20 protein-coding genes are annotated in these 22191 nt (G+C 68.3%); 10 read left to right on the plus strand and 10 right to left on the minus strand.

The window, feature by feature from the left end; translation table 11 throughout:
• Window positions 1–508 precede the first annotated feature (508 nt).
• The 4 genes from ON43_RS10810 (at window position 509) to ON43_RS42375 (ending at window position 7348) form a co-directional block, all read left to right on the plus strand.
• Complete coding sequence (locus tag ON43_RS10810) at window positions 509–1519, plus strand: Hsp70 family protein (RefSeq protein ID WP_245568537.1); 1011 nt, start codon at window positions 509–511, stop codon at window positions 1517–1519.
• Window positions 1520–1772: 253 nt separating this feature from the next.
• Entirely contained in the window at window positions 1773–2774 is a 1002-nt protein-coding gene (locus tag ON43_RS10815) for an AurF N-oxygenase family protein (RefSeq protein WP_040806412.1), read from the plus strand.
• 16 nt (window positions 2775–2790) lie between these two features.
• Window positions 2791–4374 carry an FAD-dependent oxidoreductase gene (locus tag ON43_RS10820; protein WP_040806414.1) on the plus strand — a complete coding sequence of 528 codons (1584 nt, stop codon included), beginning with the start codon at window positions 2791–2793 and terminating at the stop codon, window positions 4372–4374.
• 682 nt (window positions 4375–5056) lie between these two features.
• Window positions 5057–7348, plus strand: coding sequence for an Hsp70 family protein (locus tag ON43_RS42375; protein WP_051178262.1), 2292 nt, complete (start codon window positions 5057–5059; stop codon window positions 7346–7348).
• A 347-nt stretch (window positions 7349–7695) separates the two neighbouring features.
• Here ON43_RS42375 and ON43_RS10830 read toward each other — a convergent pair whose 3' ends face one another.
• From ON43_RS10830 to ON43_RS10840, 3 genes are all read right to left on the minus strand, one after another.
• Window positions 7696–8457: an SDR family NAD(P)-dependent oxidoreductase gene (locus ON43_RS10830; protein WP_040806417.1), complete on the minus strand. Its 762-nt coding sequence runs from the start codon at window positions 8455–8457 to the stop codon at window positions 7696–7698.
• Between the two features lie 137 nt (window positions 8458–8594).
• Complete coding sequence (locus ON43_RS10835; RefSeq protein ID WP_174416462.1) at window positions 8595–9242, minus strand: HAD family hydrolase; 648 nt, start codon at window positions 9240–9242, stop codon at window positions 8595–8597.
• Window positions 9243–9297: 55 nt separating this feature from the next.
• Window positions 9298–9864, minus strand: coding sequence for a hypothetical protein (locus ON43_RS10840; RefSeq protein WP_245568538.1), 567 nt, complete (start codon window positions 9862–9864; stop codon window positions 9298–9300).
• Window positions 9865–9999: 135 nt separating this feature from the next.
• Between ON43_RS10840 and ON43_RS10845 the strand changes: the two genes are divergently transcribed.
• Together ON43_RS10845 and ON43_RS10850 are read left to right on the plus strand one after the other, a co-directional pair.
• Window positions 10000–10707, plus strand: a complete 708-nt coding sequence (locus tag ON43_RS10845; protein ID WP_040806419.1) for a TIGR00266 family protein — start codon at window positions 10000–10002, stop codon at window positions 10705–10707.
• A gap of 103 nt (window positions 10708–10810) precedes the next feature.
• On the plus strand, window positions 10811–11680 hold the full coding sequence (locus ON43_RS10850; RefSeq protein WP_040806420.1) for an alpha/beta fold hydrolase: 870 nt from the start codon (window positions 10811–10813) through the stop codon (window positions 11678–11680).
• A 7-nt stretch (window positions 11681–11687) separates the two neighbouring features.
• On the opposite strand, the gene ON43_RS10855 is transcribed toward ON43_RS10850, so the two are convergent.
• The 7 genes from ON43_RS10855 to ON43_RS10880 all read right to left on the minus strand — a co-directional run bounded on the left by ON43_RS10855 (window position 11688) and on the right by ON43_RS10880 (window position 18536).
• Window positions 11688–12581 (minus strand): sirohydrochlorin chelatase, encoded by an 894-nt coding sequence (locus tag ON43_RS10855; protein WP_083913311.1) that lies wholly within the window; start codon window positions 12579–12581, stop codon window positions 11688–11690.
• A gap of 2 nt (window positions 12582–12583) precedes the next feature.
• Window positions 12584–13903, minus strand: a complete 1320-nt coding sequence (locus tag ON43_RS10860) for a sulfate adenylyltransferase subunit 1 (protein WP_040806421.1) — start codon at window positions 13901–13903, stop codon at window positions 12584–12586.
• On the minus strand, window positions 13903–14829 hold the full coding sequence (gene cysD / locus ON43_RS10865; protein WP_086007926.1) for a sulfate adenylyltransferase subunit CysD: 927 nt from the start codon (window positions 14827–14829) through the stop codon (window positions 13903–13905). Before cysD ends, ON43_RS10860 begins: the two co-directional genes overlap by 1 nt.
• Entirely contained in the window at window positions 14808–15518 is a 711-nt protein-coding gene (locus ON43_RS10870; protein ID WP_040806423.1) for a phosphoadenylyl-sulfate reductase, read from the minus strand. Before ON43_RS10870 ends, cysD begins: the two co-directional genes overlap by 22 nt.
• Window positions 15519–15533: 15 nt before the next feature.
• Window positions 15534–17321 (minus strand): nitrite/sulfite reductase, encoded by a 1788-nt coding sequence (locus tag ON43_RS10875; protein WP_083913312.1) that lies wholly within the window; start codon window positions 17319–17321, stop codon window positions 15534–15536.
• 119 nt (window positions 17322–17440) lie between these two features.
• Window positions 17441–17533 (minus strand): Ms4527A family Cys-rich leader peptide, encoded by a 93-nt coding sequence (locus tag ON43_RS47145; RefSeq protein ID WP_354835468.1) that lies wholly within the window; start codon window positions 17531–17533, stop codon window positions 17441–17443.
• Between the two features lie 127 nt (window positions 17534–17660).
• Window positions 17661–18536: an immunity 49 family protein gene (locus ON43_RS10880; protein ID WP_040806429.1), complete on the minus strand. Its 876-nt coding sequence runs from the start codon at window positions 18534–18536 to the stop codon at window positions 17661–17663.
• A gap of 115 nt (window positions 18537–18651) precedes the next feature.
• Here ON43_RS10880 and hemW point away from each other — a divergent pair, with 115 nt between their 5' ends.
• The 4 genes from hemW to ON43_RS46150 form a co-directional block, all read left to right on the plus strand.
• Window positions 18652–19875, plus strand: a complete 1224-nt coding sequence (hemW, locus tag ON43_RS10885) for a radical SAM family heme chaperone HemW (RefSeq protein ID WP_373283432.1) — start codon at window positions 18652–18654, stop codon at window positions 19873–19875.
• Between the two features lie 34 nt (window positions 19876–19909).
• Window positions 19910–20494, plus strand: a complete 585-nt coding sequence (locus tag ON43_RS10890) for a thioredoxin family protein (protein WP_040806431.1) — start codon at window positions 19910–19912, stop codon at window positions 20492–20494.
• An 81-nt stretch (window positions 20495–20575) separates the two neighbouring features.
• The gene (gene hrcA, locus ON43_RS10895) at window positions 20576–21616 is read left to right on the plus strand and encodes a heat-inducible transcriptional repressor HrcA (RefSeq protein WP_040806432.1); all 1041 of its coding nucleotides are present in this window, start codon (window positions 20576–20578) and stop codon (window positions 21614–21616) included.
• 35 nt (window positions 21617–21651) lie between these two features.
• On the plus strand, window positions 21652–22191 hold a 540-nt coding region (locus ON43_RS46150), incomplete at its 3' end, for a DnaJ domain-containing protein (RefSeq protein ID WP_040806434.1).

The raw sequence follows: 22191 nt of genomic DNA on the forward strand, positions 1-22191 counted from the left end.
TGAGCTCGCTGGTGCAGACGGCCATCAAGTTCTTCGGCCCGCTGGCCAAGATGCTGATGGGCAATACCGGAATCGCCCCGGACCTGATCAACCTGGCCTACAGCGTGGTGTCGGTGCTGAGCAGCAACATGCTGAAGACACCGACCAGCTAGAGTCCGGACAGCTCCTGGCGCCCCCGCTCCGAATTCACCGGAGCGGGGGCGCTTTTCGCTGTGCCCGCCACCGTCGGGCAATTGCCACCCGTCACATCCGAACCGTTCGGCACCTGCTATCCCGCATCCGGCGAACCGACGAAGGCGGGCAAACATTGCGCGACTCGAACACGCGCGGGCTGCTCGCCCCCAGTCGGGCTGGACAGCGCGGTTCTCGCGGCGAACCGGCGCACGTGCGGACAACCTCGTGTCCGGTGGTTGGCAAGCATCCGGCGCAGGAGTTGCATAAATGCGGGTCGGGTCAGATGGCTGGCGTGAAACGGCTCGTCAGATCGAGGTGGATGATGGCGTTCGGTGTGGGTTTGTCAATCGGCACGGTCAATACGGTCTGCTCGACGGCGGCCGATCGATCGGGAAAGAATCCCCCCGGCCGCAAGGGTGTTCCACCCTCGACCTGGCGCACCACCCTCACCTTCGACAGTTCCGGGACCGCGCGGGTCGGCCGCATTCCCCGGCACGGGCGGGTCATCACCGAATTCGCCGACCTCACCCAGCGCGGGGCGCCCGTCGCACGGGTCGGGCACCGGGCGCTCTCGGCCGCCGATCTGGTGGCGACCGTCGCCTACAGCGTGGCCGCGGAGGTGCTCGGGCAGCCCCCGACCGGACCGCTCGGGAGCGGGGAGGCCGGTATCGCGGTCACCCACCCGGCCGGATACTCCGCCAATCTGGTCGGCGATCTGCGTACCGCCCTCGACGGTGTCGGGCTCGCCGAGGCCACCCTGATGGCCGAGCCGATCGCCGCCGCGGCCTGGCTGGCGGCCGAACGCGGGCCGCTCACACCGGGTTTGGCGCTGGTCTACGACCTCGGCGGGTCCGGCCTGGACATCACGCTGCTGCGGGTGGGCATGGGCGCGCCGAGCAATCCGGTGGTCGGGCTGCCGCTGCACTCGGTCGAGTACGGCGGCCGGGCCTTCGGAGACATGGTGGCGCGCAAGCTGCGTCGCACCGCGGGCTCCCAGGTGGTGCCGCGCGGACTCTCCGACGCCGATTCGGGGGAGTTGCGCGGCGAGCACATTCGCCGCTCGCTGGCACTGGTCTACAAATGCCTGCGCATCGCGGACGTGACCATGGCCGATGTGGATCGCATCCTGGTCGTCGGCGGCGCGGCCCGCCCGCCCGAGGTCGCGCAGGTCCTGGCCAAGGAATTGGCCCGCCCGGTCGTGGTCGCCTCCGATCCCGAGCGCACGATCGCCGACGGCGCGGCCATCGCGGCCCGGCAGGCCCTGCTGGCCCAGGATTCGGGCGGGCATCGCCATCATTCGCTGACGGGTCTGTTCCGGCGTGTCACAAGAGTCGCGGCACTCTGAATTTTCGTCTCCCAGGGTGACGGCTGATCTCGTGCCGTATGGGTAACTCGTCGGGTACGTCCAAAATAGAATCGGCGCCTAACCGCTGGTACGGGTATGGGACTGTCTACGGCTCTTAGCCGCCCGCTGAAGTCTCGGGGAGGCGGGGGAGTGCTAGCTTCTGCAAGCATGCCTGCGAGCAGTTGTTGACGACTCCTCTGTTTGGTGTAACCATGGGGCACAGATAAATGCTTCCTATGGAGAGGTGACGACGATGTCTCCGACCACGACGACCGTCGACCCCGTGGTTGCCGAGGCCCAGGAGTATGCCAACAAGCTGCTCCTGCTCTCGGAAGGGTCGGTGAACAAGAACTTCGATCCCTACGAGGACATCGACTGGGAGAACCCGGACTTCGACGCCGACGCCAAGCCTGAGCGCTGGATCCTGCCCGCGTCCGCCGACCCGCTCGGCCGCCACCCGTGGTACCTGGCGCTGAGCGACGAGCAGAAGATCGCGATCGGCAAGTACCGTCAGGCCAATGTCGCCAAGGTCGGCCTCCAGTTCGAGTCGATCCTGATCAGCGGCATGGTGAACCACACCTTCTCGCTGCCCAACGGTGACGCGGAGTTCCGCTACTGCACCCACGAGATGTCCGAAGAGCTCAACCACACCCTGATGTTCCAGGAGATGGTGAACCGCATCGGCGCGGATGTGCCCGGCATGGGCCCGCTGGTCCGCCAGCTGCGCTTCCTCGGCGTGCCCGTCGCGGTCATGTTCCCCAACCTGTTCTTCATGGCCGTGCTCGCCGGTGAGGAGCCGATCGACCACATCCAGAAGGACATCCTGCGCTCGGGTGAGGAGGTGCACCCGATCATGCGCGGCGTCATGTCCATCCACGTCGCCGAGGAGGCGCGCCACATCTCCTTCGCGCACGAATTCCTCAAGCAGCATGTGCCCGAGGGCAATGTCGCCAACCGCTTCGTGCTCTCGATCGCCATGCCGATCGTCATGTTCATCCTGGGCCGCTCCATCGCGACCCCGCCGAAGAAGTTCTTCCGCGAGTTCGACATTCCGGAGAACGTGCGCAAGGAGCTGTTCTACGGCTCCAAGGAGGCCAAGCAGGTCTTCAGCGACTACTTCATCGACGTGCGCGCGCTGGCCCAGGAGATCGGCCTGATGAACCCGATCTCCAAGCGGGTGTGGAAGCTGTTCGGCATCGCCGGCACGGCCTCGCGCTACCGCTCGGAGCCGATCCGCTCCGGCAAGGCCGCGTAGGGAAGGGGAACGTCCAGTGCCGTACGTTGTCACCCAATCCTGTTGCAGCGACGCGTCCTGCGTCTACGCCTGCCCGGTCAACTGCATCCATCCCACCCCGGATGAGCCGGACTTCCTGACCGCCGAGATGCTCTACGTCGACCCGCAGGCCTGTGTGGACTGCGGGGCGTGCGCCACCGCCTGCCCGGTGGACGCCATCACTTCGTCGAAAAAGCTCACCGAGGAACAGCTTCCGTTCATCGAGATCAATGCCGACTTCTACCGGCAGGAGCGGCCGCGGCCGCTGCTGGCCAAGCCGGTTCCCGCGGCGGCGGTCAAGCCGGGACGGGAACCCTTGCGGGTGGCCGTCATCGGGTCGGGGCCCTCGGCCATGTACGCGGCCGACGAATTGCTCACGCAGCCAGGGGTTTCCGTCACCGTATTCGACAAGCTGAGCACGCCCTACGGGCTGGCCCGCTTCGGTGTCGCGCCCGATCACACCAAGACCCGCAAGGTGGGCGACCTCTTCGACGTGATCTCGGCGCAGCCGGGATTCGGGTCGTACCTGAATGTGACCGTGGGCGAACATGTTTCGCACGAGGAACTGCTGGCGCACCACCACGCGGTGATCTACGCCGTGGGCGCGTCCTCGGACCGCAAGCTCGGGATTCCGGGGGAGGGGCTGCCGGGCAGCGTCTCCGCCACCGACTTCGTCGCCTGGTACAACGGGCATCCGGAGCAGGCGGGCCGGTACTTCGACCTGTCGCAGCGGCGCGCGGTGATCGTGGGCAACGGCAATGTGGCGCTGGACGTGGCCCGCATTCTGACCACCGATCCGGAACTGCTGGCGAGCACCGACGTCTCGCAGCGGGCGCTGACGGCCTTGCGGCGCAGCAATATCGAGGAAGTGGTGATCCTCGGGCGACGCGGTCCGGCCGAATCCGCCTTCACCGTGCCGGAATTCGTGGGCCTGCTGGGCGCGGATGTCGACATCGTGGTCGAGGGTGAGATTCCGGAGATCGTCGAGGGCATGTCGCAGAAGGTCGAGCACAAGCTGAAGCTGTTGCGCGGCTTGGCCGATCGCCCTGTGGGTGGCCGCAAACGCATCGTGTTCCGGTACCTGTCCGCGCCCCAGGCCATTGCCGGGGTGGATCGGGTGACGGGGATCGAAGTGGTGCGCAACGAGCTCGTCACCGGTGACAACGGCGCGGTGCACGCGGTGCCCACCGAGGATGTCGAGACCCTGGCCGCCGGGCTGGTGCTGACCTCGGTCGGCTACCGGGGCGTGGCGCTGTCGGGGCTGCCGTTCGACGAGCGGGCCGGGATCATTCCGAACACGGACGGCCGGGTGACCGAGGAGTCCGGTGGCGCGGTGGTGCCCGGTGCGTATGTCACCGGCTGGATCAAGCGCGGGCCGACCGGGTTCATCGGCACCAACAAGTCGTGCGCGCAGCAGACCGTGCGTCAGCTGGTGGACGACTTCAATGCCGGGCGCCTGGCCCAACCGCCGCGCAGCGCAGGCGATTTCGACCGACTGGTCGGTCAGCGCCAGCCGCACGTCATTCGCGGCGGCGCCGTCAACCGCCCCCGCCGCAGGCTTCCCCTGCTGGTGCGTCGCTGAACCCACCCCTTCTCGGCGACGCCCCATAGAAGGCCGCCGCACGCCCACCCCCTGCGCGTGCGGCGGCCTTCGCAGTGTCGGGATGACGGGCGGGATGACGGACACCTCTGTGCCGGATCCGGTGACCTTTCGTGCCGGGCAAGGTATCCCATCATGGTTCGGCTGCGAATCCTCGGGGCGGGTTCGTACGCAACGTACCGATGGTGTTGTGCGAGTTGTAATGCCGCGTTTGCTCGGAGCGACATCACCGGTAGTAGAGAAGATTTCATTGCGAATCACGGACGGTGAAGCGGCCCGCGTGGGGTATTCCCGGGTAGCTACCGACCAGTGATCGGTAATCCACACTCCCAAACTGACGTTGCGGTTTTATATTTCGGACACTCATTGCAAACCGGTTGGTATGAGTTGTTTGTTCGCTGCGTTGTAACTACCGAGAAAGACTGTTCGGTTGCTTATGTCCCGCAGTTGGATTCGATCTTGCTGGGGCGATTGCCTGACCAGTAGATTCGCCAACTTCGCTACTGGACGCGAAATCTTTTCCCTCAATTCGATATTCATGTCCCGCTACCGCCAGCTAACCTGAACGCGCTGTTTGGAAAACGACCGCGACCACATGGTTGGTACGCCTGTGAGGCCGTGGTCACGGTGCGTTGACGGGATAGCGATGACAGTTGGCTTTGGCATGAGCATCGGCACAGTGAACTCCGTATGGGCGACCTCGGCCGGTGATCGGAACCGGCCCGCGGTGCGCGTCCGCCGGACCGCGGTCACCTTCGACAGCGCCGGCGGCCCGCATATCGGGGGAATTCCCCGGTTCGCCCCGGTTGTCACCGACTTCGCCGATCTCACGGCCGATCCCGACCCCGTCGTCATCGGCGGTCGCATCTGGTCCCCGGCGGATCTGGTGGCGGCCGTGGTGAACGGGCTCATCGAGGCCAATGCTCCCGAAGCCCCCGCCGTAACCACCTATCCCGCTTGCTATTCGGACAAACACGTCACGCGGCTGCGGCGCGCGCTGGACTGGTCCGGGGCCGCGGACGTGACGCTCATGCCCGAACCGGTCGCGGCGGTGGAATGGCTCGACGAGGAGTACGGCATCTCCGAATTCGGGCTGACCCTGGTCTACGACCTCGGCGGGAACAGCCTCGATATCGCGGTGGTGCGCACCGAGGCGGACCGGGACGAGCGCGGCATCCTCGGGCGCGCCGAACGCTCCACCGAATACGGCGGCCGCCCGCTGGGCACGCTGCTGGCCCGGTACGCGCGCAGCATCGCGCCCGGCGGGACGCAGCCGGTGTCGGCGGTGGTGCCCGCCTCCGATACGAATCGCCTGCGCAGCTGGCACATTCGCAATTCGCTACGGCTGGTTCGCTCGGTGGTGCACCGCGCCGGCCTGCACATGGAGGACATCGACCGCGTCCTGCTCATCGGCGGCGCGGCCCGGCCCGCCGAGGTGGCGCGGGTGCTGGCCGATCTCGGCCGCCCGGTCGTCATCTCGCCCGATCCCGCGCACACCGTCGCCGTGGGCGCGGCCATCGCCGCCTACCGCAGCATCGACACCGGGTCCGCCATCGGCCGCTACGCCCCGCGCGCGGCCGTGATCTCCGGCGCCGCAGTGGCTTCCGCGCTGGCCATGTCCGCCGCCACCGTGCTCGGCGGGCCGGTCGCCGCCCCGCCCGGCCTGCAGGCCGCCCCCGAACCCACCGAACCGCACTCGGGCACCGCGACACTCGGCAACGGTGACGTCATCCTCTTCGAGGACGCCGCCGCGCTGCCGGGCCAGCAGCGCTCCCACGCCGTCGCCACCGTGGCCGCCATCCGCGCCTACGTCCCCACCGCACCGACCGTCACCCCGAACTGGGTCAAGGGCCGCCCGGTCGATACCACCAGCGGCGGCACCCACTGCGAAACCCGCGCTCTCGCAACACCGGGCGTCACCTACGCCAACCCGGCGCAGTTCATCAACCCGCTGCCGTTCCAGAACGCGACCCTCGCCGGCTGGACCGTGGGTTCCTTCCCCGGTTCCCAGATTCCGGCGGTCAGCGTCCCGGGCTCCACCGCCCCGGCCTCCGGCACTCCCATCTCCGGGACCCTCCCGGGCGGAACCGCCCCCGGCGCAACGCAACCCGGTACCACCTTGCCGGGCGGCACCGTCCCGGGCGCGACGCAACCGGGCACCCAACCCGGTGCGACCCAGCCCGGCACCGGCCAGCCCGCCCCGGCCGATCCCGGCACAACTCAGCCGGGCACCACTCAACCCGGCACGGTCGACCCCGGGACCACCGCGCCCGGCACTGCCCAACCCGGCGGCACGACTCCCGGAACCACCGATGGCGCAACGCAACCGGGCACAACGACCCCCGGCGACACAGGCGGCACCGGAGGCGGAACCACCACGGGCGGCACCACAACGGGAGGAACTACTTCCGGTGGGACCACGACAGGTGGAACCACTTCCGGCGGCACCGGCACGGCCGCGGGTGGTGGAACCACCACCGGTGGCACAACCGGCGACCCCGCCGGATCTACCGGCGGCGGAGCCACCTCCGGCGCCGGAACCGGAACCGGCGGAACATCTCCCGGCGGTACGACCGGCGGGACGACGGCTGGCGGCACGACCGGCGGAACATCCCCTGGCGGTACGACAGGCGGGACGACGGCGGGTGGCACGACCGGCGGGACAACCGCGGGCGGCGGCACGACCGGCGGCGGTACCACGGGCGGTGGTTCCCCGGCAGGCGGCGGAACCACTTCCGGCGGAGGCTCTCCCGCAGGCGGCGGCCCGGGCGGCTCCTCGCCCGGCGGCACCCACTCCGGCGGCGGAACGGGCGGCGGCAGTGGCATGGGCGGGGGCAGCGGCATGGGTGGCGGTGGCGGTATGGGCGGTGGGGGAGGCATGGGTGGTGGTGGCGGCCATGGCGGCAACAGCGGTGGCGGCGGCAACGGAGGAGGTGGCGGCGGTGGCCACCACTGACCCGTTGCAGGCGAAGGTTTTCGGCTTTTCCCTCGGTAGGCGTGCTGTCCCACACGCCGGCGGGGGTTGCGGGGGAGGCTGGGCGGTGGGGTCCCACCATCTGTCCCCTCCCCACGGCGACGTAGGTGGGTGGCGGGCCTGACCAACCCGCCCCACCTCGTCCCCGGTGGTGAGTGAGCCGGATGGCGGCTCGCTCCTTGGACCGGCGATGGGCGAATGAGGGACCTGCACTCCCGCTCGCCCATCGTCGAAAGTGACGGCCCACCCCGCGTTTCCAGTGCCCGGACGCGGTGGTGGGCCCGTCGCGATCCGGCCGGCAGCCGGGGACGTATCGCGCGGGGCGCGGGTCAGCGGGCGGTGAAGCCGCCGTCGATGGCGAGGGCCGCACCGGTGATGAAGCTCGCCTCCGGGCTGAGCAGGTAGGCGCAGAAGGCGGCGATCTCGTCGGGGCGGGCGATGCGGCCCAGGGGGTGCAGGGCCGCGATGGCGGCCTCGCCCTCCGGGGTCGCGCCCATGGAGTTGCGGAAGGCCGGGGTGTCGACCGCGCCGGAGACCAAGGCGTTCACGCGGATCGATCGATCGGCCGCTTCCAGGGCCACCGCCCGGGTCAGGCCCACCACGCCGTGTTTGGCGGCGACATACGGCGCGACCTGGCCCATGCCGACCACGCCCAGGTTGGAGGCGTTATTGAGGATCGCGCCGCCGCCGCTGGCCGCCAGCGCCGGAACCTGGTGGCGCAGGCCGTAATACACGGCGGTCAGGTTGAGCTCCAGGTCGGCTCGCCATCCGGCCTCGTCGATGTCCTCCACATTGCCGAAGGCATTGACCGCGCCCGCATTGTTGAAAGCCGCGTCCAGCCGCCCGAATTCGGTGACGGCGGCACCGGTGAGGCGCTCCACATCGGCCTCGACGGTGACATCGGTGGGTACGAACAGCGCCCGGCCACCGGCCGCGCGGATCTCCTCCGCCATCCGGTCACCGGCCTCCTTGCCGCGTGCGCCGAGCACGACGGCCCCGCCCTCGGCGGCGATCCGCCGGGCCACGGCCGCGCCGACCCCCGAGGTGGCGCCGGTGATCAGCACGACCTTGCCTGCGAAGCGAGCATCCATGACTACATTCCCCTTGCGGTAGAGCCGATTTCGTTGACATGTCATAGTCAACGCCGCGCGAGGATCGGGCGCTGGCGGAAAACGGCCGTCACGCTTGATGTGTCATGTAAATGGACTCGGGCCGGGGCAACCCGAATTCAGGCCGGGGACAGCAGGTCCGGCAGCTCGTCGAGACCGTCGATGACCGTGGCCCGCGCCGCATCCGGCAGCTCGGCGGTGAGATAGCCCCACGGCCCGCGCCGGATCAGCACCGGCATCATGCCCGCCGCCAGCACCGGCAGCACATCGTTGTCGACCCGATCCCCGATGTAGCAGATCTCGCCGGGCTCGACCCCGGCCACCTCCGCCACCCGCGTGAAGAACTTGGGATCCGGCTTCTCCAGATCCCATTCGGCCGAGGTGTAGACCGCGTCGACCGGCAGCGCCATCCGCTCCAGCGCCGATTTCGCCTGCGGCGGTTGATTTCCGGCGATGATCACGGTGATCCCGCGCCGCCGCAGCTCGCCCAGCGCCCGCCGCACATCCGGGTACAGGTCGTCGGCGTCGAAGTTGTTGCGAAGGCTGTCCGGCTCCTCGGCCGCCCACGCGATCTGCTCGGCTTCGAGATCCAGGCCCGGCCGCACCAGTTCGAACGCGTCGGTGAGCGGCCGCCCGATGGCCGCCATGCCGCCGATCACGCCCAGGAACGCGAAGCGCGGGACGCCGAGCCGGTCGGCCCAGCGGCACCAGATGCGCGTCTCGTCGATCAGCGTCTCGCCCACATCGAATACCGCAGCCTTGATCATTCGCCCAGCGTATCGGGCGGCGGTCCGGTCCCGGTTCAGTGCCGTGGTACCCGGTTCAGCGCTGGGCGTTGAGGAAGCCGATGGCGGTCGCGCCCCACCAGCAGACCTGCGACACCAGTCCGGTGGCCGCGCCCCAGGCCAGCAGACGCGGCGTCAAGGGGATGTCGCCGCGCGCCCGCAGGCGGCGGTTCAGCGCGCAGGCCTGAATCCCGTTGAGGGTCAGCATCAGTACGAGTGCCAGCTTGGTGCGGGTCATGGTCGAGGCCAGATTCGGTTCCAGCACGCAGCCGCTGGCCACCAGCCCGGCCAGCCCGAGCCAGATCGGGACATGCAGCCGACTCACCGCCGACAGTGTCTCGGCGAGGCTGAGACGGCCTGCGGCCCAGCGCAATACGAAGGAGTCGGCCATGAGCACGCCGCCGAATCCCATCACCAGCGAGGCGAGGTGCACGAACAGTCCGCCGGTGTGCACGGCCGGGCTGGCGGTGACGTGGGCGGCGATCCAGACGGCCGCGGCCAGGCTGCCGGTGGCCAGCAGGGCGTAGGCGGCCGCGATGGGCCAGGAATCGTGCGCGATTCCCGTGGTTCCGGCGCGGTACCGGAGGCCGCTGGTCTGGAGCATGTCGAGCCACTTCTATTAGGTAAGGAAAGCCTAAATTACTAAGAAGGATGCCCCGGTGGCAAGTCGGACACGATCCCGACACGGCCTGCGGCCGGGCACACTGGTGTGAGTCGTGAACGCGGGAGGGGACACCTGATGGACGCCAGAATTCGGGGAACCGTCATGCCGGTGCTCGAGGTCGCGCTGGAACCCGGGGATCGGCTCATTGCCGAAGCGGGGCAGCTCTCGTGGATGACCGATTCGATCCGGTTGAGCACTTCCACCCGTGCCGCGGCGGGAGGCGTGCTCGGCGCGGTCCGCCGCGCGATGGCCGGAGCCGGGCTCTTCATGACCGAATACACCGCCCACCGCGATCCGGGCATGGTCTCCTTCGCCGCCAAACTGCCCGGCCAGATCCTGCCCGTCCAGGTCGCGAAGGACCGCGAGTACCTGGTGCACCGCCACGGATTCCTCTGCGCCGCAGGCGATGTGCGGATCGCGCTGAGCTTCCAGCGTCGCCTCGGCGCGGGCATCTTCGGCGGCGCGGGCTTCACCCTCCAGCGGCTCGCCGGTGACGGCTATGCCTGGGTCGAGCTCTCCGGCGAGGTCGTCCAATACGACCTGGCCCGTGGCGAAACCCTGCGTGTGCATCCCGGCCACATCGGAATGTTCGACGCCTCGGTCGATTTCGACATCACCATGATCCGCGGCGTCCGCAACCTGCTCTTCGGCGGCGACGGCCTCTTCCTGGCGGCCCTCACCGGCCCCGGCCGGGTCTGGCTCCAATCCCTGACCATCACCAATCTCGCCCACACCCTCATCCCGTATCTCCCGGCCTCGGATCCCGGCACCCAAACCCGCTGAGCTGTATCCCCATCGGCCGATCTGAATCTGTGCCGGCCGAGCCGTATCGCCATCGACCGGCGCCGCGCCCGCCCGTCCCGCACCATTGATACGGAGGTGGACTGTGGACTTCACGGACTTCGAGGTATTCGACATTCCGACGGCGGCGGGGATGATTCACGGGCGTACGGCGGGCAGCGGCCCGGCGGTGCTGCTGCTGCACGGGATTCCGGAGACGCACCTGATGTGGCATCGGGTCGCGCCGCAGCTGGCCGAGCGGTTCACCGTCGTCGCGACCGATCTGCGCGGGTACGGGGGCAGCGGGACGCCGCGCAGTACGCCCGATCACGGCCCGTACAGCATGCGGGAGATCGCGGCGGAACAGGTGGAGGTGATGGCGACGCTCGGTCATCGGCGGTTCGCGGTGATCGGGCACGACCGGGGAGCGCGGTGCGCCTATCGGATGGCGCTGGACTATCGCGGGATCATCACCCGGCTGGGGGTGCTGGACATTATTCCTACCGGTGAGGTGTTTCGTGCCGGGCTCGGCGAGGGGTTCTGGGTCTGGTCGTTCCTGGCGGCCCCGGAACCCGTTCCGGAGCGGCTGATTTCGGGCTCGCCCCACGTACTGGTCGACTACATGCTCGACAACTGGTCGAGCACGCCGGGCGCGTTCCCGCCCGATCTGCGATCCGCCTACCGGGCGCAATTCCGCGATCCGCGGACCGTCCACGCCATCTGCGAGGAGTATCGGGCCGCGGCTACCCTCGACCGCATACACGACGATCTCGACCGGGGCCGGCGCAAGATCACCTGCCCGACCCTGGTGCTCTGGGGAGAGTCCGGCGGAATCGCCGACGGCGCAACGGATCCGCTGCGCATCTGGCGTCAGTGGTGTGACACGGTGAGCGGGGAATCGCTGCCCTGCGGGCACTTTCTGCCAGAGGAGGCTCCGGAGCGCACGACGGAGCTGCTCCTGGAATTCCTGGCGTGAGGGTGGGTCAGGCCGAAAGTTCCAGTGGCAGAGCGGCGGTGGCATAGCGATCCAGCGCCACCTCCGCGAGCAGCGGGTGCGCCCCGATGGTGTCGGCGTGCGGGATCTGGGGGAGGGCTTCGCGGAGACGATCCGTGAGCAGCCCGGGCGCCAGGAACCACGGTGCCACCAGGATGCGATCCGCGCCGCGGGCACGCAGCCGGGCGAAGGCCTTGAGCAGCGTGGGTTCGGTGGTGGCGAAGCAGATCTCGGTGTCCCAGCCCGTCAGGGCGGTGAGCAGACGCGCCACATCACCGGTACGGGTGTTGGCGGTCGCGGACGAAGAGCCCACGGCGGCAACGGCAATGCCCAGTCGGGGTACGTGTATCTCCCCCGTCATCCCAGCGTGCTTTTGGCTGGGATCCATACCGGCAGTGTGGATTCCGGCCAAAAACATGCCGGAATGACGGGTGGGGTGGTCGGTCTGGAGCGCCTCGACGATGCGATCGCGCAGGGCGATGATCAGATGCGGATCGGGACCGAGCACGTCGGCCTGGGTCAGGCGCAGCTGGGGGTGCCGGGCCCGGGCCGCGTCGAGCAGGCCGGGTAGATCGACGCGCGCGTGAAAAGCGCTGCCCAGCAACAGCGGAACCACGATGGCATGCGAATGTCCGTCGGCCGCAACCGCATCCACGACCTGATCCACCGAAGGCGTGCTCAGGTCCAGGAATGCCAGCCGCACATCGAGATCCGGACGCTGGGCCGCGATCTGCGCGACCACGGCTCGCATGGTCTCCGCCGAACGCGGATCGCGGCTGCCGTGCGCTACGGCAATCAGGGCGGGCGCGTGCTCGATCCGGAAGGGGCGGGCCGCCCCGCCCGGCAGGACGGCCGGAACTGCGCCGTTGCCGGGCGAATTCATCGTCAGACCCCGGCTTCGGCGGCGAACTCGGTCTCGGTGCCGACCTCGACGGCGGTCAGCGCGTCGCCGACCAGGCCGGCCGCGAGGGTGTTGCCGCCCGCGGGATCGATCAGCAGGAACGAGCCGGTGTGGCGGTTGACGCTGTAGTCGTCGGCCACGATCGGGTCGGCCACGCGCACCGAGATGCGGCCGATGTCGTTGAGCGCCAGCGACTCCGGGTTTGGATCGGCGGACAGGTGCTGCTCGTCGAAGCGCTCGATGAGCGCGCCCACGATGGCCTGGGTGGTGCGGGTGCCGTGCTTGAGCAGCAGGCGCGCGCCCGGGCGCAGCGGCTTGTCGCCGAGCCAGCACACGGTGGCGTCGAACGAGTCGATCGGCTCGGGCGCGCCTTTGGCGGCGGCGATCACGTCACCGCGGGACACGTCCACGTCGTCGGCCAGGATCAGCGTGACGCTGCGGCCCGGCTGCGCGGAGACCAGTTCACCATTGGGGGTGTCGATGCGCTCGACGGTGGTGCGGGTGCCCGAGGGCAGCACCACGACCTCGTCGCCCTTCGAAACCACGCCCGCCGCAACCTGACCCGCGTAACCGCGGTAGTCCGGGTACTCGGCGGTGCGGGGACGGATCACGTACTGCACCGGGAAGCGCAGACCCACCTCGTGGCGGCCGTGCGCGTCCGCGTCCACCGGCACCGACTCCAGGTGCTCGATGAGCGAGGGGCCGGTGTAGTACGGGGTGTTCTCCGACCGCGAGGCCACATTGTCGCCGTGCAGCGCGGAGACCGGGATCTCCTGCACATCCTCGGCCGCCCAGCCGAGTTTCGTTGTCAGCTCGGCGAATTCGGACTTGATCCGCTCGAAGACGCCCGCCGGATCATCGACCAGGTCGATCTTGTTCACGGCCAGCACCAGCTTCGGCACGCCCAGCAGTGCCATGACGGCGGCGTGGCGGCGGGTCTGCTCGATGACGCCCTTGCGGGCATCCACCAGCAGGATCACCAGCTGCGCCGTCGACGCGCCCGACACCGTGTTACGGGTGTACTGCACGTGGCCCGGGGTGTCGGCGAGTACGAAAGACCGCTTGGGCGTGGCGAAGTAGCGGTACGCCACGTCGATGGTGATGCCCTGTTCGCGCTCGGCGCGCAGGCCGTCGACGAGCAGCGACAGGTCCGGGGTGGACAGACCCTTGTCGACCGAGGCGCGCGTGACGGCGTCGATCTGGTCCGCCAGAACGGATTTCGTGTCGTACAGCAGTCGTCCGACCAGGGTGGACTTGCCGTCGTCGACCGATCCGGCGGTGGCCAGTCTCAATAGGTCGGACATCAGAAGTAACCCTCTCGCTTGCGGTCTTCCATGGCTGCCTCGGAGACGCGGTCGTCGCCTCGGGTCGCGCCACGTTCGGTGAGCCGGGACGCGGCGACCTCGGCGAGGATCGCGTCATTGTCGGCGGCGTCGGAAATGATTGCGCCGGTGGTGGATCCGTCGCCGACGGTGCGGTAGCGCACCGACTTGGTCAGCAGCTCCTCACCCTCGGCCGGGCCGCCCCAGGTGCCGGGGGTCATCCACATGCCGTCGCGCAGGTACACCGGGCGCTCGTGGGCGTAGTAGATGGAGGCCAGCTCGACGTCCTCGCGCGCGATGTAGCGCCAGATGTCGAGTTCGGTCCAGTTGGAGATGGGGAACACGCGCACGTGCTCGCCGGGAGCGTGCTTGCCGTTGTACAGGTTCCACAGCTCCGGCCGCTGCCGCTTCGGGTCCCAGCGGCCGAACGCGTCGCGCAGCGAGAAGATCCGCTCCTTGGCCCGCGAACGCTCCTCGTCGCGGCGGCCGCCACCGAAGACCGCGTCGAAGCGGTTCTCGTTGATGGCGTCCAGCAGCGGCACGGTCTGCAGCGGGTTGCGGATGCCGTCCGGGCGCTCCTGCAACCGGCCGTCGGCGAGGTAGTCCTCCACCGACGCGACATGCAGTCGCAGCCCGTACTTCTCGACCACCTTGTCGCGGAACTCGAGCACCTCGGGCAGGTTGTGCCCGGTGTCCACGTGCAGCAGCGCGAACGGCAGCGGCGCGGGCCAGAAGGCCTTGATCGCCAGGTGCAGCAGGACGGTGGAGTCCTTGCCGCCGGAGAACAGGATCACCGGACGCTCGAATTCGCCCGCCACCTCACGGAAGATGTGGATGGACTCGGATTCGAGCGCGGCCAAGGTGTCGAACTCAGTCTCGAGAGAGGTCATGACGCGTGCAACCCGCATTCGGTCTTGGCGAGCCCGGCCCAGCGGCCGGATCGCGGATCGGATCCCGGTTCCGGCTTCCGCGTGCACGGAGCGCAACCGATGGAGGGATAGCCCTCTTCCACAAGGGGATTGACGAGAATGCCATTGGCCTCGATGTACGCGGCCATCTCGTCATCGGACCAGGCGGCGATCGGATTGATCTTCACCAGGCCGAAGCCCTCGTCGTAGGAGATGAGGGGTGCGTTGGCGCGAGTCGGCGCCTCCACTCGACGGATGCCGGTCACCCAGGCGTTGTATCCGACGAGGGACTTCTTCAGCGGGACCACCTTGCGCAGGCGGCAGCATTCGGCGGCGTCGCGGGCGAACAGATCCTTGCCCAGCAGCTGATCCTGTTCGGCCACACTGTGTTCCGGCGTCACGTTCACGATGTTCACGCCGTACACCAGCTCGACCGCGTCACGGGTGCCGATGGTCTCGGCGAAGTGGTAGCCGGTGTCGAGGAACAGCACGTCCACGCCCGGGCGGACCTGGGCGGCCAGCTGCACCAGCACCGCGTCCTGCATATTGGACGCCACAATGTAATTCGAGCCGAAGGTGTCCTCGGTCCACTGCAGCAGTTCCTGCGCGGTCGCGTTCGGACCGAGTTCGGCATTACCCTTCTCGACCAGGGCGCGCAGCTCGGATTCCGCGAGTTTCGTTGTAGTCATTGCTGATTCCCCTAACTACCGCAGGTCTGCTTCTTCGGCACGAACAGCCCACTGCGCGAAACGCTCGCCCTCATCACGGTTCTTGACGAAGTTGCGCACGACGCGCTCGATGTAGTCGCCGACTTCCTGGCCGGTGACCTTGTGCTGGCGTAACTTCCGGCCGAAGGCGGAGTCGAAACCGAGGCTGCCTCCGAGGTGAACCTGGAAGCCCTCGATCTGATTCCCGTCACCGTCGTCGACCAGCTGGCCCTTGAAGCCGATGTCGGCGATCTGCGAACGACCGCAGGAGTTCGGGCAGCCGTTGATATTGATGGTGATCGGCACGTCGAGCTCCGCATTGATGTCGGCCAGCCGCTGCTCCAGTTCCGGCGCCAGCGCCTGCGAGCGCTTGCGGGTCTCGGTGAACGACAGCTTGCAGAACTCGATGCCGCTGCAGGCCAGCAGGTTTCGCCGCCAGTGCGACGGACGGCCGTGCAGGCCCAGCGGTTCCAGCTCCTCGATCAGCTGCTCGACCTTGTCGTCGGGCACGTCGAGCACGATGAGCTTCTGGTACGGGGTGAACCGGACCCGGTCGGAACCGGCCCGCTCGATGGCCTCGGCGGCCTTGGTCAGGATGGTGCCCGACACGCGACCTGCGATGGGGGAGAAGCCGATCGCGTTCAGCCCGTTGCGCAGCTTCTGCACACCGATGTGGTCGATGGGACGCTTCGGCTGCTCCGGCGCGGGGCCGTCGATCAGCTTGCGCTTCAGGTACTCGGTCTCGAGCACCTCGCGGAACTTCTCGATGCCCCAGTCCTTCACGAGGAACTTCAGGCGCGCCTTGGTGCGCAGGCGGCGGTAACCGTAGTCGCGGAACAGCGAGACCACGGCCTCCCACACATCCGGCACCTCCTCGAGCGGCACCCACGCGCCGACGCGCTGCGCCAGCATCGGGTTGGTCGACAGGCCGCCGCCCACCCACAGGTCCAGGCCCGGACCGTGCTCGGGATGCACGACGCCGACGAAGGCGACGTCATTGATCTCGTGCACCACGTCCTGCTGGCCGGAGATGGCGGTCTTGAACTTGCGCGGCAGGTTGGAGTACTCCTTCTTGCCGATGTAGCGCTTCACGATCTCGTCGATGGCCCAGGTGGGATCGATGATCTCGGTGAGCGATTCACCGGCCAGCGGGGAGCCCAGCACCACGCGCGGGCAGTCGCCGCACGCCTCGGTGGTCTGCAGGCCGACCGATTCGAGCCGCCGCCAGATCTCCGGCACGTTCTCGATCTCGATCCAGTGGTACTGGATGTTCTCGCGGTCGGACAGGTCCGCGGTGTCGCGGCCGAACTCGGTGGAGATCTCCGCGAGGGTGCGCAGCTGCTTCAGGTTCAGCGCGCCGGCATCACACCGCACCCGCATCATGAAGTAGCGGGCCTCGAGGATGTCGATGTTCTCGTCGCCGGTCCAGGTGCCGTCGTAGCCCTGCTCGCGCTGGGTGTAGAGACCCCACCAGCGCATGCGGCCGCGCAGATCGCTCTTGTCGATGGAGTCGAAACCCTGCTTCGAGTAGATGTTCTCGATGCGCGCGCGCACATTGAGCGGGTTGTCGTCCTTCTTGGACTGCTCGTTGGCATTGAGCGGCTCGCGGTAGCCGAGCGCCCACTGCCCCTCCGACTTGCGCTTGACCGGGCGGGCTGTGCGCTCGCGCGGGGCGACGGGCGCTTCCGAGCGCGGACGGTCCGGACGCACGCGTCGTTCCGAGGCAGGCTTCTCGGGCCGGGCGGAGTGAGCGTTATCGGAAGTGGCGTCGGTGCTCGACGTCATGGGGGTCGCTCCTGAAGGTCTTGCGGGCAGGCGGGAGGGGCTGGCTCACGCCTCCGATATCAGAGAACCGGCTCTTACAGCGTCAGAAAAACGCTGGATTCCGGGGAAGGGGAGCCGATCTACCGGAGGCTTCCCGGCAGACAGCTCGCGCTGCAGACGCGCTTGAAGTCGACATGGCGACGCGCCACGAGTCGTACTCCAAGTCCAGTCATGAGGGTTATTGTGCCACGTCAGCAGGGTCGATCCGACTGCCGGATCGAATTTTCCTCAGTTTTCCGGGAAATCCCCTGGATATATGTTTCGTTTTGTGACAGGTGTCATAGATCGATCAGGTTCCGATCATCGCGGGATCAATCGGGCCTTCGCCGACTCGATTCGGTTCAGCTCATCGGCCAGCTCGGGGGAGCGGACCCAGTCGGGGCGATCGATGAAACCCGCGGGGAGGTAGGGGGAGCGGACGACGGTGCGATAGCCGAGGTCGCGGGCCCAGCAGGTCAGGGCCAGCAGGGGGAGGGAGATGACGCCCTCGGGGTCGTGACCCCAGGTTTCGGTGTCGAAGAAGGCGCGATGCAGGCGCAGGGCGTTGGCGAGCCGGCGGTCGAAGCCGTCGGAGTCGCCGTCGGCCAGGCACAGGAAGACGTCGATGGCGGGACGCAGGAGCAGGTCGGTGACCTGTTGCGCGCCGAGCTTGCTGGTGGTGTCGAGGGCCCGGACGGACTCGTAGACGCTCTTGGGTCCGAAGCGCCAGGCCCATTGGAGTAGTCGCACCCACTCGTACTGGAAGGTGTCGAACGCGCCGTCGCCGAGCTCCCACAGCCGCTCGACCGGATACTCGACCAGCTCGCCCATGGCCTCGAAGTCCCGCGCGATCAGCGCCCACCAGAACGCCGCCCGCCAACCCGCCACCTTGTCGTGCCGATCGAACCCGTACTCGATCCCGTTCGCCCGGAACCGCCGCGTGATCGTCTGCTCGGCCGACCGCGCGAAAAACCAGGTCCGCGACCGCAACCCGGCCGGATCCACCATCAGCATCCGAGCCAGCACTGCCCCATCCATCGACCGCGAGAAATTCGGCCCCGCCGCCCGCACCGGCATCCGCGCCCGGCCCACGACCGGCGCTACCGACCCCTCGTCCACTTCCCTGATCGACCTGACATCGATCTCATGCCGCGGCACCTCGATCATCGGATCCCCATCCGCTTCCGGAGCCTCCACCCGGCCCACCGAAATCCCTTGGAATGTACCCGGATTCGCCGTATCTCGCCGGTCGGGCGGGAGACCGGGCGCGGGCGGGTGAGTTGTGACGCGGGTAACCGGTCACACTGGTGGGGTGACCTCGACTGCTCCCGAACGGACCTCCGGCAATGCCGCGGCGGATGACGCCGGACTGCCGGTGCTGCGCGATTTCGGGGGCGGGGCGTTCGGGATCTATGTGCACGTGCCGTTCTGTGCGACTCGGTGCGGGTATTGCGACTTCAATACCTATACGGCGGGGGAGTTGGGGAGTTCGTCCTCGCCGGAGTCGTGGTTCGAGGCATTGCGGGGGGAATTCGCCACTGCCGCAGCGCAATTCGATGCGCTGCCGTCGGCTACGCCTGCCGTGGAGACTGTCTTCGTGGGCGGTGGGACGCCGTCGCTGCTCGGTGGGGACGGGTTGGCGGGGGTGCTCGATGCGATTCGGGAGAACTTCACGCTGGCTCCCGGCGCTGAGGTGACGACGGAGTCGAATCCGGAATCCACTTCGCCTGAATTCTTCGAGCGGATTCGGGCGGCCGGGTACACCCGGGTCTCGCTCGGCATGCAGTCGGCGGCGCAGCATGTGCTGAAGATCTTGGACCGCACCCACACTCCCGGCCGGGCTGTGGCTGCGGCTCGGGAGGCGCGTGAAGCGGGATTCGAGCATGTGAATCTCGACCTCATCTACGGCACCCCCGGCGAGACCGACGCCGATCTCGATGCCAGCCTCGATGCCGTGCTCTCCGCCGGCGTCGACCACGTCTCCGCCTACTCGCTGATCGTCGAGGACGGCACGGCGCTGGCCCGGCGGGTTCGCCGCGGCGAACTCCCCGCCCCCGACGACGACGTTCTCGCCGCCCGCTACGAGCGCATCGATTCCCGTCTCGAAGCCGCGGGCCTGCACTGGTACGAGGTCTCCAACTGGGCGGCCTCCGACGCGGGCCGCTGCCGCCACAACCTCGGCTACTGGGACGGCGGCGACTGGCTCGGCGCGGGCCCGGGCGCGCACAGCCACGTCGGCGGCACCCGCTGGTGGAACGTGAAACACCCTGCGCGCTACGCGGATCGAGTCGCCACCGGCGTCCTCCCCGCCGCAGGCTGGGAGTCCCTCACCGCCGAAGAGCGCTACACCGAACGAGTCATGCTCACCGTCCGCCTCCGCACCGGCCTCCCCCTCGAGGACCTCGACCCCGCCGGCCGCCGCGCCGCCGACCGCGTAATCGCCGACGGCCTGGCCGAACTCACCGGCGACCGCCTGGTTTTGACCGATCGCGGCCGTCTCCTCGCCGACGGTGTAGTGCGCGACCTGCTGAGCTGACCCACCGCCCCGCGCCGGTCGGTGACAATGGGTCATGGCGCTCGCATCGTTCATGGTCCCGATCGGCACGCCCGCACCGGAATTCACGCTGCCCGCGGTGGATGGCGGTGAAGTTTCGCTGGACTCGTTCAAGGAGCCGGCGCTGCTGGTGGTGTTCCTGTCGAATCACTGTCCGTACGTTCGCAAGATCGAGACGGAGCTTGGAATCGTGGCGGCCGAGCTCGCCGAGCGGGGGCTGGCAACGGTCGCGATTTGTAGCAACGACACCGTCAACTATCCCGATGACGACGCCGCGCATTTGCGAGATCAAGTGCGGCGGGCCGGGTTTGGGTTCCCGTACCTGATCGACGAGTCGCAGGAGGTGGCTTGCGCGTATCAGGCGGCGTGCACGCCGGACCTGTTCTTGTACGACAGTGAGCGGCGGCTGGCCTATCGCGGGCGGTTCGACGCGGCGACGCCCGGCAATGACGAGCCCGTCGATGGCTCGTCGCTGAGGCAGGCCGTCGATTTCGTCCTCGCCGGGCAACCCGTCCCCGAACCGCACACTCCGAGCGTCGGATGCGGCATCAAGTGGAAGCACGGTCGCACACCGGGCGGTTGGGTGACTCCGCGCAGCTGACGGGCGGTCGCACAGCAACTTGACAAGGGGTCACTAAACTAGGGTGGATAATCCTGGAAATTCGCGCGAGGAGGTGGGGCCATGTCGAGCACCGAGCAGCGCCGGCTCGAGGTCCTGCGGGCCATCGTGGCGGACTACATCGCAACCAAGGAGCCGATCGGGTCCAAGACCCTGGTCGAGCGGCACAACCTTGGCGTATCGAGTGCGACGGTCCGCAATGACATGGCCGTGCTGGAGGCCGAAGGCTATATCGCCCAGCCGCATACGTCATCGGGTCGTATTCCCACGGACAAGGGCTATCGCCAGTTCGTCGACCACATTTCCGAGGTCAAGCCGCTCTCGAATGCCGAGCGCCGGGCCATCATGGAATTCCTGGAGAGCGGCGTCGACCTCGACGATGTGCTGCGCCGCGGCGTCCGGCTGCTGGCCCAGCTGACCCGGCAGGTCGCCATGGTCCAGTACCCGACGGTGTCGGCGTCGACCGTGCGCCACATCGAGGTCGTGGCCCTCAACCCCGCGCGGCTGCTGCTGGTCGTGATCACCGACACCGGGCGCGTCGATCAGCGCCTGGTCGATCTCGGCAATCTGATCAGCGAGGAAGACCTGGCCGCCCTGCGCGGCATGCTCGGCAAGGCGATGGAGGGCAAGCGCCTCGCGGCCGCCTCCGCCTCGGTCGCCGAGCTCCCCGAACATTCCCCGCCGAAGCTGCGCGACGTACTCATCCGGGTCTCGACCGTCATGGTCGAGACCCTCGTCGAGCATCCCGAGGAACGCCTGGTCCTCGGCGGCACCGCCAACCTCACCCGCAATGCCTCCGACTTCGCCGGGAACGGATTCCCGGGTTCCCTGCGTTCTGTACTCGAGGCCCTCGAGGAGCAGGTGATCGTGTTGAAGCTGCTGGCCGCGGCGCAGGTCCCGGGTACGGTGACGGTGCAGATCGGCGAGGAGACCAAGCTCGAGCAGATGCGTGGGACGGCCGTGGTGTCAACCGGTTACGGGATGCCCGGTACGGTGCTCGGAGGTATGGGGGTATTGGGGCCGACCCGCATGGACTACCCGGGAACCATCGCCTCGGTGGCGGCTGTCGCCCGATACATCGGTGAAGTGCTCGCCGAACGGTGAGCTGGCTGAAGACGAAACAGGACTAGAGAGCGCACGTGGCACGGGACTATTACGCACTGCTCGGCGTCGCACGCAACGCGACCGACCAGGAGATCAAGCGCGCCTACCGCAAGTTGGCGCGTGAACTGCATCCCGACGTGAATCCGGAGCCGGAGGCCCAGGAGAAGTTCCGCGAGGTCTCCAGCGCCTACGAGGTGCTGTCGGATCCGGAGAAGCGACGCATCGTCGACCTCGGCGGCGACCCGCTGGAATCCGGCGGCGGCATGGGCGGCGGCTTCTCGGGCGCAGGCTTCGGTGGCCTCGGCGATGTGTTCGAGGCCTTCTTCGGCGGCATGAACGCCTCCGGCGGCGGCTCCCGCAAGCCGCGCGGACGTGTGCAGCCGGGCGCGGATTCGCTGCTGCGCACGCGACTGTCGTTGCAGGAGTGCGCGGTCGGCGTCACCAAGCATCTGACCGTCGACACCGCCATCCTCTGCGATCTGTGCCAGGGCGCGGGCACCAACGGCAACTCCAAGCCGGTGCGCTGTGAGACCTGTGGCGGTGCGGGCGAGGTGCAGACCGTGCAGCGGTCCTTC

The organism is Nocardia concava NBRC 100430, assembly GCF_000308815.1.
Taxonomy (GTDB): domain Bacteria; phylum Actinomycetota; class Actinomycetes; order Mycobacteriales; family Mycobacteriaceae; genus Nocardia; species Nocardia concava.